Source organism: Kribbella endophytica, from assembly GCF_054781295.1.
In genome coordinates, this window is sequence record NZ_BAAGUR010000001.1 from 1,752,984 (window position 1) to 1,768,767 (window position 15,784).

Annotated in this window: 15 protein-coding genes; 10 read left to right on the top strand and 5 right to left on the bottom strand. The window is 69.2% G+C overall.

Going from position 1 to position 15,784, the window contains the following annotated elements; all coding sequences use genetic code 11:
• The first annotated feature begins 429 nt into the window (after positions 1-429).
• Genes ACYVIO_RS08435 through ACYVIO_RS08445 form a run of 3 tightly spaced genes read left to right on the top strand, consistent with a single transcriptional unit; the run spans position 430 to position 2,138 of the window.
• Positions 430-900: a YbaB/EbfC family nucleoid-associated protein gene (locus tag ACYVIO_RS08435; protein ID WP_460650089.1), complete on the top strand. Its 471-nt coding sequence runs from the start codon at positions 430-432 to the stop codon at positions 898-900.
• 1 nt (position 901) lies between these two features.
• Positions 902-1,501: a recombination mediator RecR gene (gene recR / locus ACYVIO_RS08440; RefSeq protein WP_460650090.1), complete on the top strand. Its 600-nt coding sequence runs from the start codon at positions 902-904 to the stop codon at positions 1,499-1,501.
• Entirely contained in the window at positions 1,494-2,138 is a 645-nt protein-coding gene (locus ACYVIO_RS08445) for a DUF5063 domain-containing protein (RefSeq protein ID WP_460650091.1), read from the top strand. Before recR ends, ACYVIO_RS08445 begins: the two co-directional genes overlap by 8 nt.
• Here ACYVIO_RS08445 and ACYVIO_RS08450 read toward each other — a convergent pair.
• Complete coding sequence (locus tag ACYVIO_RS08450; protein ID WP_460650092.1) at positions 2,038-3,063, bottom strand: SLAC1 family transporter; 1,026 nt, start codon at positions 3,061-3,063, stop codon at positions 2,038-2,040. The genes ACYVIO_RS08445 and ACYVIO_RS08450 overlap by 101 nt on opposite strands.
• Positions 3,064-3,183: 120 nt before the next feature.
• Between ACYVIO_RS08450 and ACYVIO_RS08455 the strand changes: the two genes are divergently transcribed.
• The 4 genes from ACYVIO_RS08455 to ACYVIO_RS08470 are packed head-to-tail and all read left to right on the top strand — an operon-like array spanning position 3,184 to position 7,170.
• Entirely contained in the window at positions 3,184-4,626 is a 1,443-nt protein-coding gene (locus ACYVIO_RS08455; RefSeq protein WP_460650093.1) for a protein kinase domain-containing protein, read from the top strand.
• Positions 4,627-4,678: 52 nt separating this feature from the next.
• Entirely contained in the window at positions 4,679-5,335 is a 657-nt protein-coding gene (locus tag ACYVIO_RS08460) for a hypothetical protein (RefSeq protein WP_460650094.1), read from the top strand.
• Positions 5,336-5,370: 35 nt separating this feature from the next.
• Positions 5,371-5,946 carry a TetR/AcrR family transcriptional regulator gene (locus ACYVIO_RS08465; RefSeq protein ID WP_460650095.1) on the top strand — a complete coding sequence of 192 codons (576 nt, stop codon included), beginning with the start codon at positions 5,371-5,373 and terminating at the stop codon, positions 5,944-5,946.
• Positions 5,947-5,970: 24 nt separating this feature from the next.
• Complete coding sequence (locus tag ACYVIO_RS08470; protein ID WP_460650096.1) at positions 5,971-7,170, top strand: Cmx/CmrA family chloramphenicol efflux MFS transporter; 1,200 nt, start codon at positions 5,971-5,973, stop codon at positions 7,168-7,170.
• Here ACYVIO_RS08470 and dinB read toward each other — a convergent pair.
• Positions 7,145-8,347, bottom strand: a complete 1,203-nt coding sequence (dinB, locus tag ACYVIO_RS08475; protein WP_460650097.1) for a DNA polymerase IV — start codon at positions 8,345-8,347, stop codon at positions 7,145-7,147. The genes ACYVIO_RS08470 and dinB overlap by 26 nt on opposite strands.
• A gap of 101 nt (positions 8,348-8,448) precedes the next feature.
• On the opposite strand from dinB, the gene ACYVIO_RS08480 reads away from it, so the two are divergent.
• Positions 8,449-9,654: an MFS transporter gene (locus ACYVIO_RS08480; protein ID WP_460650098.1), complete on the top strand. Its 1,206-nt coding sequence runs from the start codon at positions 8,449-8,451 to the stop codon at positions 9,652-9,654.
• Between the two features lie 1,011 nt (positions 9,655-10,665).
• On the opposite strand, the gene ACYVIO_RS08485 is transcribed toward ACYVIO_RS08480, so the two are convergent.
• Both ACYVIO_RS08485 and ACYVIO_RS08490 read right to left on the bottom strand, forming a co-directional pair.
• Positions 10,666-11,187, bottom strand: a complete 522-nt coding sequence (locus ACYVIO_RS08485) for an SRPBCC domain-containing protein (RefSeq protein WP_460650099.1) — start codon at positions 11,185-11,187, stop codon at positions 10,666-10,668.
• The gene (locus tag ACYVIO_RS08490; RefSeq protein WP_460650100.1) at positions 11,180-11,593 is read right to left on the bottom strand and encodes an ArsR/SmtB family transcription factor; all 414 of its coding nucleotides are present in this window, start codon (positions 11,591-11,593) and stop codon (positions 11,180-11,182) included. Before ACYVIO_RS08490 ends, ACYVIO_RS08485 begins: the two co-directional genes overlap by 8 nt.
• Positions 11,594-11,865: 272 nt before the next feature.
• On the opposite strand from ACYVIO_RS08490, the gene ACYVIO_RS08495 reads away from it, so the two are divergent.
• Entirely contained in the window at positions 11,866-13,134 is a 1,269-nt protein-coding gene (locus tag ACYVIO_RS08495; RefSeq protein ID WP_460650101.1) for an aspartate kinase, read from the top strand.
• Positions 13,131-14,231: an aspartate-semialdehyde dehydrogenase gene (locus tag ACYVIO_RS08500; RefSeq protein WP_460650102.1), complete on the top strand. Its 1,101-nt coding sequence runs from the start codon at positions 13,131-13,133 to the stop codon at positions 14,229-14,231. The genes ACYVIO_RS08495 and ACYVIO_RS08500 overlap by 4 nt, the downstream gene beginning before the upstream one ends.
• 207 nt (positions 14,232-14,438) lie before the next feature.
• On the opposite strand, the gene ACYVIO_RS08505 is transcribed toward ACYVIO_RS08500, so the two are convergent.
• Positions 14,439-15,431 (bottom strand): TrmB family transcriptional regulator, encoded by a 993-nt coding sequence (locus ACYVIO_RS08505; protein WP_460650103.1) that lies wholly within the window; start codon positions 15,429-15,431, stop codon positions 14,439-14,441.
• Positions 15,432-15,784: the final 353 nt, after the last annotated feature.

Below are 15,784 nucleotides of genomic sequence, written 5' to 3' on the forward strand. Positions count from 1 at the left end.
GGCATGCCCGCAGGATTGCCGGGGCGGGGCCGGCCGGCGAAGCGGGTCGGGGCCAGCAGGCCGGTGAGGCGGGTCGGGGCGGGCAGGCCGGTGAGGCGGGGCAGGGCGGGCCGGGCCGGGCCGGGAAGTGGGCTGAGGGCGGCTGGCGGCACGAGCCGCGTCGGCCGAGGCGTCGGCCGCAGGGCCCGGGTGCCGGCCGCAGGGCGCGGGTGTCAACAGGTTGTCCACAGGGTTGGGGACGGGGTGTGGATGAGAAAAGGCGGCGATGAGCGCGCTGAGGTGTGCACATGTTTTCCACATCTTGTGGATAAGTGCCGCCCACAGGGTGTGGACACATATCGGTTTCCGCTCGGTCACTGACCGGGGCTGGGGTTGTCGGAACGACCGGCTAGGCTCAGGGGCAAGCGGAAGAGTCCGACGGGAGATCGCGTGTTCGACGATGGCGGTGGGCAGGGCGGGGGCTTTGACATGTCCGAGCTGCTCGCACAGGCACAAGCGATGCAGAGCCAGCTGATGGAGGCTCAGGCCAACCTGGAGAACCAGGAGGTCGAGGGCACCGCGGGTGGTGGTCTGGTGACCGCGATGGTCTCCGGGACGGGCGAGCTGCTCAGCCTGACGATCAACCCGCAGGCGGTGGACCCGGACGACACCGAGACGCTGGCCGATCTGATCGTGGCCGCCGTACGGGACGCCTCGGAGAACGCCAAGGAGGTGGCGGCCCGCGCGATGGGGCCGCTCGCCGGTGGTCTGGGTGGAGGTCTGCCCGGATTCGGTGGCGGTGCTCCGGAGACCGTGCAGAGCAACGATCAGCTCCCCGGCAAGCAGTTGCCGGGCAACGACCAGGGCCCGAACTTCGGGTTCACGCGTCCGGGCTCCGAGCCCGGTCAGAACCCGGTCTGACGTGTACGAAGGGGCCGTCCAGGACCTCATCGACGAGCTCGGCCGGCTCCCCGGCGTCGGTCCGAAGTCCGCGCAGCGGATCGCGTTCCACCTGCTCGCCGCTGACGAGACCGACGTCCGCCGGCTGTCCCACGTGCTGATCCAGGTCAAGGAGAAGGTCAAGTTCTGCGAGATCTGCGGCAACATCTCGGAAGAGACGCAGTGCCGGATCTGCCGTGACCCGCGCCGCGACCTCGCGCTGATCTGCGTGGTCGAGGAGGCCAAGGACGTGGTCGCGATCGAGCGGACCCGCGAGTTCCGCGGCCGCTACCACGTGCTCGGCGGCGCGATCTCGCCGATCGAGGGCATCGGGCCGGACGAGCTCCGGATCCGCGAACTGATGCAACGGCTGGCCAGCGGCGAGGTGACCGAGATCATTCTCGCCACCGATCCGAACCTCGAAGGTGAGGCGACTGCCACGTACCTGAGCCGGTTGCTCAGGCCCATGGGGTTGCGGGTTACTCGTTTGGCCAGTGGACTACCTGTAGGCGGTGACCTCGAGTACGCCGACGAGGTCACACTCGGACGGGCGTTTGAAGGGCGACGATCGATCGATGACTGAATCAACCGATATTGCGGAACGCGCGTTGGACACCGACAACGAGGACCTGACCGAGTTCGCGGAGCAGATCGCGGACCAGGTGCAGAGCTTCCTCATCTCGGTGCGTGACATCGCGGCCCAGCCCGACGAGGACGGTGTCGACGAGGGACTCGCCTCGCTGCCGTACCTGCTGCTCGAGGTCAGCCAGCTGCTGCTGGCCGGTGGCCGGCTCGGTGCGTTCGAGGACTTCGTCCCGGCGGAGCGCTTCGAGAGCGACGCCGGACCGGATCCGGACCTGGACGCGATGCGCGACCGGCTCGCGGTGCTGTTCGAGGGACTCGACGAGTACGCCGAGGTCTTCGACCCGTACGCCGCGCCGCCGGAGATCACCGTCAACCGGCTCTCCGACGACCTGACCGCGATCGCGACCGACCTGGTGCACGGCCTCGCGCACTACCAGTCCGGCCGGATCATCGAGGCGCTGTGGTGGTGGCAGTTCTCCTACGTCTCCACCTGGGGCGCCGCGGCGAGCGCCGTACTGCGGGCCATCCAGTCGCTCATCGCCCACGACCGGCTGGAGCCGGCGCACGATCCGGAGACTGAGGCGTCCGACCGTGAACTGGTCGAGGTCGCCGAGGAAGCCGTCCAGCGCCGCTGAGCACGAGCCGCACGGACTGTACGGCGATCCAGCCGATCACCGCGGTCACGAGGACCAGTACGACGACCGTCAGGACGTCCGCGCCCGGTACTCCGGTCGCGGCGAGCCAGTGGATGCCGTACGTCCCGCTGGCCGCGGTGGTGAAGGTCAGGGCCCAGAAGCCCAGGCCGAACGGCAGCCGCGCGTACGTCGGGACCAGCGCGAGCTGCGCCAGGATCAGGAGCACGAATGCGCCGAGGAGCGCGTGCTGGAACAGGTCAGGCTTCCCGCCGTCGAGAGCGAACCAGGCGTTCCCGCCAACGGCCGGCGGCGCCGCGAAGATGGCCAGCGTCGGGACGAGCGCCGCAGGTAGCGCCGGCCGGAAGGCCAGGCGACCGAGCAGCACAGCGCCGAGCAGCAGCCACATCAGGATGCCGACGCCGAACGACCCGTAGCCGAGCCCAGGCAGTCCGACGGTCGCCAGACTCTGCCCGCCGATCAGACCGGCCGCCACAGTCGGCAGCAGGTACCCGGCGTGCAGCTGGTCGATGTCACGCTGGCGGACCAGCAGCCTGGTGAAGAACAGCGTCGCCACGGCCAGGCCGAGGACGAACATCACCAGTACGACGACCCGCCCGGCAGTCGGGGCGTAGTGGCTCAGCGCTGCGCCGTACAGCATGCCGGTGGTCGGTACGAGTGAGGCGAACGGGCCGAGGACCGGGTGATCGAGGTCAGCGAGCACCTGCTTCGGCGTACGGGCTCCGCGGAAGTAGCGGACCAGACTGATCAGCCAGACGGCCAGGGCGACCAGCCAGAGAACGTTGGCGGCGGCCCGGTTGAGCTCGAGTGCGTCGCTCGCGGCGGTCCAGGTACCGGCGAGGCCGGTCAGACCGAAGGCGATGCCGAAGTAGTTCAGCGGGAACGCCTTCACAGCCGGTGCGGTCATCACGATCATCCCTCTCCCAGAAAGCAAAATGACCAGTCGTCTCAACGGAGCGTGCGCAGGCCTCCGAATATTCCCCGGGGTGGGATAGCGTGAGTCGCCGGTGAGGCCGAGGAGGCGCGAGTGCAGCACGAGGACCCGGCGGTGGTCGGTCCGTTCGTGGTCCAGTCGCGGCTGGGCAGCGGTGCGATGGGGACCGTTCACCTGGCGCGGTCGCCGGGCGGGCGGCTGGTCGCGCTGAAGGTGATCCGGCCCGAGCTCGCCGACGATCCGGGGTTCCGCGCGCGGTTCGGACGAGAGGTCGAGGCGGTTCGGAAGGTCGGTGGAGCGTTCACGGCCGCGGTGGTCGACGCCGATCCGGATGCCGCGCGGCCGTGGCTTGCGACGGAGTACCTGCCGGGTCCGACGTTGCAGCAGGCGGTTGATGGGCAAGGGCCGCTGCGGCCGGACGGTCTGCGGTACGTCGCCGCGGGGCTGGCGGAGGCGCTGGTCGCGATCCATCGCGCCGGGGTGGTGCATCGCGATCTCAAGCCGTCGAACATCCTGCTCACCGACAACGGGCCGCGGGTGATCGACTTCGGCATCGCGCGGGCGCTCGAGGACGTGAACCTGACCGCCACGGGGATCGTCGTCGGTACGCCGGGCTACCTGTCGCCCGAGCAGATCACCGGCGGCGCGATCGGGCCGGCGTCGGATCTGTTCTCGCTCGGTGGAGTGCTGGTGTTCGCGGCGAGCGGGCAGGGGCCGTTCGGGCGGGGGCCGTTGAGCGCGATGATGCATCGCGTCGTGCACGAGGAGCCGCTGATTCCGCCGCTGCCTGATGACGTCGGCGGGGTGGTTCGCGGGTGTCTGCAGCGCAGGCCGGAATTGCGGCCGACGCCGGGCGAAGTACTGAAGGCGTTGAGTCCGGCGCATCCCGTTCCGTTGCCTATGGCAAGCACCATGCAGCTGCCCGCGCCGGCGCCGACGCGGGTGGAGCAGAGGCCGTTCGCGGACCCACCAGCTCCGGCTCGCTTGCCGATCGAAAGAGAGAAGAAGCAACCACCCGTACGACAAGTACCCGTCGGCCCTACCTTCACCACCAGCCGGACGTACTCGATCCTGATGTCCCTTTGGCTGTTGACGTTCACCATCGCCACCGGCCGGTTCTCCTCGTACTCCGCCGAGATGGGCTTCGGTGGGCAAGCCCTGGTCTGCTGGCTGATCAGCCTCGTCGGCCTCTGGTTCCTCGCCTTCCGAGTGCCGTTCCTCTTCGCCCGCAAAGTCCGCCTCGTCGTGAACGCCGACGGCCTGACCGCCACTCGCTCCGGCCGTACCGGCTTCGTCCCGTGGGCAGGCGTCTCGCGGATCCGCCTCGTCGGTCACTCCCGACGCGTCTGGCTGGTCGTCTGGCTCGACCCGGCCCGGGCCGCCGACCTGCCCGCGTCACCTCGCCGCTTCCACGGTGGTCACCGCGTCTTCCCGGTTGCGCACGGCGCCACCAGCCGCCGCCGGCTCCGCCAGATCGGCGAGCTCCGCTCCGCGCTCACCTGGTACGCCGGCCGCCTGTTCGACGAGAACCACTGATCCACCGGCGGTCGGTGATGGAGATGTCGGCACGAACCGGTTGAATGACCGGGTGTCTGTTCACGAACTGCTGCCCCGGCTGCCCGATGTCGCGACCGTACGGCGGATCAGCCGCGCGCTCGCCGTACTGGACCTGATCGTCTGCGAGGACCCGGCGTACCGGTACTACTCGTTCGATGCGCGCTGGTCGGCGACCGAGGAGGCCGCGCTGATGGTCGACGGGTCGGGCGACGAGTACTCGATCGTGTTCTCGCCGGACGGGGTGTTCGCGCGCGGGTTCGCGCACGAGTCGGAGATGTCGCCGTACGGGAACAACGGCGAGCTCTGGCCCGGGCTGGTCGACGGCCTCCCGCCCGAGCTGCACGCGGCGCGGGACGAGCCGGCCTTCCGGGACGACGAGGGCGGCGTCCTGAACGCGACGGTGTGCTTCTGGCGCACTCCGGAGAAGGACCGTTGGGTCTCCGGGCCTGTCGAGCCGAAGGGCGACGACGGCGCCGAGCGGCTCTTCGGGCTGCTGACCGAGGGACCGGAGGGCTATCTCACCTTCGCCGAGGAGTACTACGAGGTCGCGCTCGATCTGGACGCGATCCGGCACGTCTACGCGCTGATGCCGCTCTCGGAGTACGTCGTGACGATCCTCAACCGGAACCGCCGGCTGGGCGATCTCAAGGAGGACCTGGCCGAGATCGGCTACCCGAGAGAATTCTGAACTGATCGATCCAAAATCGTGCTAACCTGGTGCGCATGGCCAGACCCAGGACGTTCGACGAGGACGCCGCGACCGAGGCGGCGATGCGCGCTTTCTGGGCGCACGGGTACGAGGGCACCTCGACGCAGGACCTGTGCGAGGCGACCGGGCTCGGGCGGAGCAGCATCTACAACACCTTCGCCGGCAAGCACGAGCTGTTCGAGCGGTCGCTGGCGCGGTACATCGACCGCAAGACCGGGTCGACGCTGGAGCTGCTGGCCGGCGACCTGCCTTTAGCGGTCAAGATCCGGACGATGCTGGACGGCGCTGTGGACCCGCCTGTTGATGAGCCGGCCGGCTGCCTGGTGGTCAACTCGCTGATCGAGCTCGCGCCGCACGACGCTGTGATCGCCGAGCAGTTGCGGGTGGATGAAGAGATCCGCCTGATCGCGCTCACGACGGCCATCGAGGCCGGCCAGCGTGATGGGGAAATCGCTGCGGACAAGGACGCCCGCAGCCTGGCGCAGTTCGTCGTCGCGACGATCTGCGGGATCCGGGTGCTGGCGCGCGGTGGGACCGATCGGGCCGCGCTGACCGCGGTCGCGACGACCGCGCTGACCGCCCTGGTCTGACTGAACTTTCTGAGGGGACCTTCGATGCCGCCTGCCATTTTCGTGCTGGGCCTTGCGATTTTCGCCCAGGGAACGTCCGAACTGATGCTCGCCGGGCTGCTGCCCGAGCTGTCGAGCGACCTCGGCGTCTCGATTCCGACCACGGGGTTGCTGATCTCGGCGTTCGCGATCGGGATGCTGGTCGGCGCGCCGGTGCTCGCCGTCGTCACGTTGCGCTGGCCACGGCGTACGGCGTTGCTGAGCTTCCTTGCCGTGTTCGTGCTGGCCCACGTAGCCGGCGCACTGACGCCGAACTACGAGGTCCTGCTGGTGACCCGAGTCGTCGGGGCCTTTGTGTACGCCGGGTTCTGGGCTGTCGCCTCGGTCACCGTCATCGGTCTCGTGCCGTCGGATCGACGGGGTCGGGCGATGAGCATCCTCGCCGGTGGGTTGACCGTGGCAACGATTCTGGGGCTGCCGCTGGGGACAGTGATCGGCCAGCATCTCGGGTGGCGCGCGGCGTTCTGGGGAGTCGCGGCGATGTCGACGATCGCCATGGCCGGGGTCGTGGCGACGGTGCCGGGTGGTCGGTCGGCGAACAGCGTCCCGAAGATCCGCGACGAGTTCCGCGCGATGGCGAATCCTCCGCTGTGGCTGGCCTACGGGACCACGGCGTTGTCGGTCGGCGCGTTGCTGGTGATCTTCAGCTACCTGGCGCCGCTGCTGGTCGAGGTGACCGGGCTGAGCAGCGACTGGGTGCCGGCGGTGCTTGCCCTGTACGGCGTGGGCGCGCTGGTGGGCATCTCGATCGGTGGGCGGACTGCGGATGCGCGGCCGTTCAAGACCCTGTACGTCGGGCTCTCGGCTGTCGTGGTGCTGTCCGTCGTACTGGCTGTGTGGACTGCGCAGCCGGTCGTTGCTGTTGCTGCGATCGCGTTGCTGGGTGCGGCCGGATTCGCGACCAATCCGGCGGTGAACACGCGGGTGTTCAGCTTGGCCGGGGAGGCGCCGACGCTGGCGGCTGCGGTGAACATCTCGGCCTTCAACGTCGGGATCACGGTGGCGCCGTGGGTTGGTGGTTTGGCGCTCGACGCGGGGGCCGGGTACTCGGTGCTGGGGTGGATCGGTGCGGTGTTCGGGGTGCTCGCTCTGGTGACGGTCGTGGTCGCGGGGAAGCTGCGGGCCGTCGTACGGGACGACCTTGAGGCCGAGGTCGCGGTCAGTCCGGCAGCATCGGGACGGTGAGGCCCTGGTCGCGGCCGAGCAGGATGCCGCGGGTGATCGCGTTGATGCCGAACTTGTCCTTGACGTGGTCGAGGGCGCTGTCCAGCTCGTCGTTGCTGGCCTTGTCGAACGGCAGGGCCAGCTGGGTGGCGGACTCGTTCTGCAGATTGCCGACCGCGATGCCGACGAGCGTGACGCCCTGCTTCTCGATCATCGGCGTGGCCTCGGCCATCAGAGCGCGAGCGGTGACCAGCAGGGTGCGTGTGTGATCAGTTGCCTGAGGCAACGTATGGGAGCGGGTCGCGCGGGTGAAGTCGTCGAAGCGCAGTCTCAGCGTGATGGTCCGGCCCGATCGTCCGGCCGATCGCATCCGGCGGGTGACTCGGTCGACGAGACCGGCCAACACGGCGTCGAGGGTCTCGGGTGACTTCGGTGAGCGGCCGAGTGCGCGCTGGGATCCGATCGAGCGGCGGCGCTTGCCGACCTCGATCGGGCGCGGATCGCGGTTGTGGGCGAGGGCGTGCAGGTGTCGGCCGGACGCGCGGCCGAGCATCGCGATCAGTGCGGCCTCAGGCAACATCGCGACGTCGCCGACCGTCGACAGGCCGCGGGAGCGGAGCTTCTCGGCGGTGACTTCGCCGACGCCCCACAGACGCTCGACGGCGAGCGGGTGCAGGAACTCGAGCTCCTGGTCGGGCGGCACCTCGAGCAGGCCGTCGGGCTTGGCGACACCGCTCGCGACCTTCGCGAGGAACTTGGTCCGGGCAACGCCGACGGTGATCGGAAGTCCGACCTCGCTCAGCACTCGGGCTCGAAGCCTTGTGGCGATCTCGACCGGCGTACCGGCGATCTTGCGCAGGCCCGCGACGTCCAGGAATGCCTCGTCGATCGACAGGCCCTCGACCAGCGGGGTGGTGTCCTCGAAGACCTTGAAGACCGCCTTGCTGGCTTCGGAGTACGCCGACATGCGCGGCTGGACGACGATCGCCTGCGGGCAGCGGCGCATCGCCTGGCCGCCGTTCATCGCCGTTCGCACGCCCAGGGCCTTGGCCTCGTAGCTGCAGGCGAGCACGACGCCGGCGCCGACGATCACCGGGCGGCCGCGCAGGCGCGGGTCGTCCCGCTGCTCGACCGACGCGTAGAACGCGTCGAGGTCGGCGTGCAGGATCGTCGCCTCGCCGGTTTGGGGCACGAACATATGTTCGCATACACTGTCGGTGACAGCTAGGGATGGTATTTGTTCTGCGTAGGGAAAAATCCTGAGGCGGGGGGTTGAGGTGACAGGACAGAATGCGGTCCATGGACCTGTCGGCGTACCGCGCACTCTGGAGAACTCGTGGGGTGGCGTCGCTGCTGGCCTCGGCCTTGGTGGCGCGACTGCCGGTGATGGCGTCGGCGGTGCCGATGTCGTTCCTCGCGAAAGACGCGGCCGGGAGCTTCGGCTGGGCGGGCGTGGTCGCGGGCACGTACTCGATCGGTACGGCGCTGGGCGGGCCGATCTGGTCGCGGCTGGCGGACCGGCGAGGCGGCAAGTGGGTCGTCATCGGGACCGGGATGGGGTGGAGCCTGGCGATGTTCGTGCTGGCTCTGCTGCCGAACGATTGGTACCGGTTGATGCCGGTGGTGTCCGCGCTCGCGGGGGCGTTCGTGTCACCGATCACCGCGACACTGCGGGCGGCCTGGCCGCGACTGGTCCAGGGGCCGCGGTTGCGCGCGGTCTACGCGCTGGACGCGACCGCGCAGGAGGTGCTGTTCGCGATCGGGCCGATGTTGGGTGCTCTGGTGGTCAGCTTCGTGAACCCGCGGGCCGGCGTGCTGTCGGCTGCGGCCCTCGCACTGGTGTCGGTCTGGTGGTACGGCGTTCAGCAGCAGCCGGCGATGCGGCACGACGAGACCGTACGGCGGTTGACCGCGCCGCAGTTGCTCTGGCATCGGCATCGGTTGCCGTTGATCCTGGCGTTCGCGTTCTGTGTGACCGCATTCGCGTCGGTGTCGCTCGGGATCGTCGCGTTCGCCGACGACCACGGGAACCGGTTGATCGCCGGTGTCCTGGAGACGGTGTGGGCCGTTGGAAGCCTCGCCGGCGGGTTGATCGTCGGCGCGCTGCCGGGTCGACGGAACTCGTTCGTCTGGCGCCGTTCGCTGCTGGTGTCGGTCGGCATGCTCGCGTGTGTCTTCGCGACGTGGTCGCCGGTGTCGCTCGGCATCGCCCTGCTGCTGTCGGGCTGCGTCCTCGCGCCGACGGTCGGCGCGTTGTACGAGCGCCTGGGAGCGATGACGCCTGACTCGGTCCGCACCGAGATCTTCGGCTGGATGGGCAGCGGCGCGATGGTCGGCGGAGCCGTCGGCTCGGCTGTCGCCGGCCTCGTCGTCGAAACCTTCGGCGTCCGCTACGTCTGGCTACTAGCCGCAATCCTCACCCTGCTGGCCACACTGTCGCTGCTCCACATCCCACCCCACCGCCCGTCCGAAGAGGCGACGGTCGAAGAGGTAGCCGTCGCCTGAGCCGGCCGCACCGGTGGACAGCGCGGGGGACTGCACCTGCACGCCAATAGCCGAGCCCGCACCAACACCCCGCGCGTGCGGACACCGCACTAACACCTGCGTGTGCGCACACCACGTACGGCGTGAGCACGCCCGCCGCACCACCACACGCATCTCACACACGGCGCATGCGTCGCGTGTGTTGCCCGATGCCCACTCCGCCGAAGGCTCCACGTGCGTGCGCCGCTCACTCCGCCGAACGCACTGTGCCGATCCGGCATCCGCGGCAGAAGCCCACCCAGCACCCACGTCGCCTGTCCCCTCGCGCAGGCGTGACCTGCGCGCCGATGATGACGCCGAACGGCTCGTGCCCAGCCGCGCACGCGGTACGTCGCGCTGTCGGTCTACACCGACTGGCAGGTCGAGGACCCGCGCGAGCCAGGTGAGTTCGTGCCGGCGGCGCAGTTGCACGACACGGTCGGGGAGGTCGTCCGTGCTCCGCTCCGCACCCGGGTTGGCCTGCCCTGCACCCGCGTGCCACGTGCGTGCACGCGGCACGTGTCCGACTCTGCGCCCGCGTCGCTTGCCCCGCGCCCACGCGTCACGCGAGCTCAGCCGCGATCGCCACTCAGGGGGGGCGTGCTGGTTCTGCGGGTGGCAGCCAATGGGTGAGCTCGTCCGCGTTCGCCGTACAGGTCGCCGCCGTGCTCATCGCGGGGCTTGCTGGGTATGCCGGCAGGAGCCAACCGAGGTGTTTGGTGGCATCTCGGTGTGGTCTGTCCAGGGACTCGGATGCAGGGTGCGACTTTGTGCATGGGTCAGCCACGGGTGGGGGGTTCTCGGTGACTGGTTGGTGCACAGCGTGGGGCTTCGGTGGTGGTGAAGTCGGGTGCTGGGGCCGAGGGGGTAGCGCGTGCTGATGTGGGCCCCGGCTGCGGTGGACGGTGGTGCCGAGGGGGCGGTGCTGGGGAACTCGCTGGCTGGGTTGGGCTCCGGGGTGCGGGTGGCTGGCTGCGTGGAGTGCGGTTCAGGTCACGCTTGTTGGAAGAGGGCTTCCCAGATCGGCTTCAGGTGTTGCTGGGCGTCGGACCAGGAGACTGCTGCTGGGTCGCGGTCGGCGAGGAGGTGGGTGAGGCGGTTGAGGAAGTCCTCCCAGCCGTAGCCATACTCGACTGCTGTTTTCTCGGTCACCTGGGAGTGGGTGAGCGTCAGGACCGTGGTGCTGCCGTCGGGTTCTAGGTGGAGGTCGACGGTGGAGTCGGGCTCGCCTGGCCAGGTCCAGCGGGCCTGGAGGTTGGTGGGGGCGGCGCAGGCGGTGATGTGGAGGGTGGCGACGTCCTGGTCCGGTGGGGACATGGTCAGGTGGACGGTGCCGCCGGCCTCGCGGGTGCCGGTGACCTGACCTAGCCAGCGGCTGAGGCGGGATGGAGTGGTCCAGGCGGACCAGACGTCCTGGATGTCGGCGTCGTAGGTGCGTCGCAGTACGACGGAGTAGGTGTCGGCCGCCTGCGTGAGGCTGCGGGTGGTGCCGAGGAGTTGGCCGAGGTCAGGCATCGGGAGCCTCCGACGAGGATGCGGACGACGCGGACGACGAGGACGCGGACGACGAGGACGCGGACGACGAGGACGGCGGGGAGGACGCAGCCCGCCGGCCTCGGCGCAGCTCGGTGTCCAGCGCGTCCAGGCGGTTGGTCCAGAACTTGCGGTAGCGGTCCAGCCAGGCGTCGATCTCGCGCAGCGGTTCGGTGTCGACGGCGTACAGGCGCCTGGTCCCGTCGACGGTGACCGTCGCGAAGCCGTTGTCGCGGAGCACGCGCAGGTGCTGGGAGACGGCCGGCTGGCTGATGCCGAACTCGGTGCCGATGGTGGCCGCGATCTGCCCGGCCGGCAGCTGCCCGTCGGCGAGCAGTTCCAGGATCCGGCGCCGGACCGGGTCGCCGAGGATGTCGAAGGCGTGCATGCGCCCAGTATTTCAGTGATGACTTATATAAACAAGTGGTCCACTCCCCGGAAGGTCTTCGGTGCCGGGCAGTCACCGCCAGCGTTCCTGCGCGCCGTACCGCCGGCCGCCGAACGGGTGGCCCAGGTCCTGGTCAGGCAGGAGACAACGAGAAGGTCACGGCTAGAATGAGCCGAACGAACACGCCTGGTGCTGCCCCGAGGAAGCGACCGCACGGCGTAACCGCAACCAGTGTGAGCTGCTGGGGAACCAAGCTTTGAGGAGACACAGCTGTGGGTCGCGTCGTGCACAAGTACGGCGGTTCGTCGGTCGCTGACGCCGATTGCATCAAGCGTGTGGCCCAACGGATCGTCGCGACGAAGAAGGCCGGGAACGACGTGGTGGTGGTCATCTCCGCCATGGGAGACACCACCGACGAACTGATGGACCTGGCCCAGCAGGTCTCACCGCTGCCGCCGCCGCGCGAGCTCGACATGCTGCTCACCTCGGGTGAGCGGATCTCGGCCGCCCTGCTGGCGATGGCGATCGCGAACCTGGGCTACGAGGCGCGGTCGTTCACCGGTTCGCAGGCCGGCGTGATCACCACCTCCGCGCACGGCAACGCCCGGATCATCGACATCACGCCGAGCCGGATCGAGGACGCGCTGGCCGAGGGCCACGTCGCGATCGTGGCCGGGTTCCAGGGCGTCGCGCAGGACACCAAGGACATCACCACGATGGGCCGCGGCGCCTCCGACACGACCGCGGTCGCGCTGGCCGCCGCGCTCGAGGCGGACTACTGCGAGATCTACACCGACGTGGACGGCATCTTCACCGCGGACCCGCGGATCGTGCCGGCCGCGCAGCAGATCCCGATGATCTCCTACGAGGAGATGCTCGAGATGGCTGCCTGCGGTGCGAAGGTCCTGCACCTGCGTTGCGTCGAGTACGCGCGGCGCTACAACGTCAAGGTCCACGTGCGGTCCTCCTTCTCGCAGAAGGAAGGCACCTGGGTCGTCGATGCGAAGGATATTGAGAACATGGAACAGGCGATCATCTCCGGCGTGGCCCACGACCGTGGGGAGGCCAAGATCACCGTGGTCGGCGTACCGGACAAGCCGGGCGAGGCCGCGCGGATCTTCGAGACCGTCGCCAACGCCGAGACCAACATCGACATGATCGTGCAGAACGTCTCGGCCGTCGCCACCAACCGGACCGACATCTCCTTCACGCTGCCGCGCTCGGACGGTTCGCGGGCGATGTCCGCGCTGGCGCGGATGAAGGACGAGGTCGGCTACGAGCAGCTGCTGTACGACGACCAGATCGGCAAGGTCTCGGTGATCGGCGTCGGGATGCGCTCGCACCCCGGTGTTTCGGCGAAGTTCTTCTCGGCGCTGGCCGACGCCGGCGTGAACATCGAGATGATCTCGACCTCGGAGATCCGCATCTCCGTGGTCGTGGACGAGAACCTGGTGGACGCCGCCGTGACCGCGGCGCACACCGCATTCGACCTCGACGACGAGCACACCCAAGCTGTCGTCTACGGAGGAACAGGACGGTGACCCCGGTGAACGCTGCGGACTCCACGATCGACGAGCGGGCCGGCCTGCCCACCCTGGCGGTGGTCGGCGCGACCGGCGCCGTGGGCACGGTCATGCTCACGCTGCTCTCCACCCGCGAGAACGTCTGGGGGGAGATCCGGCTGATCGCGTCCGAGCGTTCCGCGGGTAAACGGTTGAAGGTCCGCGGCGAGGAGGTCGAGGTGGTCGCGATCTCCGAGGCCGCCTTCGACGGGATCGACGTCGCGATGTTCGACGTACCGGACGAGATCTCCGCGCACTGGGCGCCGATCGCGGCGGCCAAGGGCGCCGTCGTGGTGGACAACTCCGGCGCGTTCCGGATGGACCCCGAGGTGCCGCTGGTGGTGCCCGAGGTGAACGCCGAGGCCGCGCGCAACCGGCCGAAGGGCATCATCGCCAACCCGAACTGCACGACGCTGTCGATGATCGTCGCGATGGGTGCGCTGCACCACCGGTACGAGCTGGAGCAGCTCGTCGTCGCGTCGTACCAGGCGGCCTCCGGTGCTGGTCAGGAAGGCATCGACGCGCTGTACGACCAGCTGATGAAGGTCGCGGGCAATCGTGAGCTCGGCACGACGCCGGGCGACGTACGCCGGGTGATCGGCAACGCGCTCGGGCCGTTCCCGGCGCCGCTGGTGATGAACGTGGTGCCGTGGGCCGGGTCGCTCAAGGAGGACGGCTGGTCGTCCGAGGAGCTCAAGGTGCGCAACGAGTCGCGCAAGATCCTCAACCTGCCGGACCTGAAGGTGTCCGCGACGTGCGTGCGGGTGCCGGTGATCACGACGCACTCGCTGTCGGTGCACGCGGTGTTCGCGCGCGAGGTCGACGTCGACGAGGCCCGCGAGGTGCTGCGCGACGCACCGGGCGTGATCCTGTTCGACAACCCGGCCGAGGGCGAGTTCCCGACGCCTGCTGACGTGGTCGGCACCGACCCCACCTGGGTCGGCCGCATCCGCAAGTCGCTGGACGATCCGCAGGCGCTGGAACTCTTCGTCTGCGGCGACAACCTCCGCAAGGGCGCAGCGCTCAACACCGCCCAGATCGCCGAGGTCGTAGCCAAGGAATTCGTCAAGGCCTGAGCAGCAGTACGTCCAGCGCCCGGTGTCCCCTGCGGGGACACCGGGCGCTGGTGTTGGGTGGGAAAGGCGGTGCCGCCCCGAGGCCTGGCCGGCCCCGGCCTCCGGCCGGTCCCAGCCGGCCGAAGCTCCGCCTGGAGCGGAGGTTGATCGGAGCCGGCGACGAAGTCGCCAGGGCGGGGCGGACCCCTCCCTCACCCCTCCTCTTGTCTACAGCCAGTTCTCGCGGGCTGCGTGGAGGGCCAGTTGGAAGCGGGTGCTGGCTCCGGTGCGGTTCATCAGGCGTTCCAGGTACCGGAAGAACGTGCGGCGGCTGATGCCGAGGGTGCGGGCGATGGTGTCGTCGGCGGCGCCGGTGGCCAGGAGGGCCAGGAGGCGGCGTTCGATGGGTTCGAGGCGGTCGTCCTCGGCGCCGACCGAGGCGTGCAGGGGCAGGGCGTTGCGCCAGCAGAGCTCGAACATGCCGATCAGGGCCGTGAGCAGGCTGCTCGGGCGGATGATCAGCAGGGACCGGTTCACGTCGGTGTCGCGCACCGACATCGACACGAACGCGATCGAGCCGTCGATGATCGTCAGCTTCGCCGGTACGTCGGGCAGCACGCGCGCCTGCTCACCGGCCTCGACGCAGGGCAGGATGTTCTCGGTCAGGTACCCGGGCACCTCGACGGACTCCGGCGAGTAGACCACTCGGTAGGCGACGCCGCGGTTGAGCTGTTCGATCTCCATCTGGTTCGGCCCCGCGCCCAGGTAGTACGGCGGGGAGTCGATCGCCAGGATCTCGCGCTGCGCGCTGCCCTTGATCTGGTTGATCCGCTCGACGATCGCCGTCCCGCTGACCACCTCGATCAGGTGCGTGGTCGACTCGTTGTGCACGGTCCGGCGGAACTCGTCGTACGCGTTCAGCACCTCGATCCGGGCCTGCTTCAGCTCGGACTCGCGGCGCAGGGTCAGCGCCTCGAGGCCCGCGTCGGGAGGCACCGGCAGGAAGCGCGCGTGGTCCGATCCCGACCGTCGCGCCAGGCCGGCCTGGACCAGCCCGCCGAGTACGTCGTCGATGCGGACCCCGCGGCCGGCGACGGCCGCGTCGAGTTCACCGATCGACGAGGGGCCGGCCCGGAGCAGGTGCTGGTAGACCAGGATCTCGTCGTCGTTGAGCCCGAGCACGCGCAAGTGCTCGGCACGCTCCGTGTCGGTCGAGCTCATGGCTGTCCCCTCCCTCCCGTGCGCGGTCACCGTGGGCTACCGCCACTCCAGGGTAGAACGATCCGCAAGAGGCGGATCGTACTGTCCGTGTTCCGAGCACTGCACTGAGCGATATTTGTTGTCCTGTCAGCATTCTTGTGCCGTGTCACCATCTGGCCACCATTTCTGCGCAGTTGTGAGCGAGAATTGAGGTCCAGCAGCCCGGCGACGGACCACCTGAGCGCCGCCGGGCTGCTGTTCCAATTCTGGCCTGAGTTCGCGGCCGCGGCAGCGCCCCCCGTTTCGGTTGGGTCTCGATCCCGGCGCATCGGTGCCCTCGCACTCCCGTGCCATCACCGGCTGTGCCGGAGGGT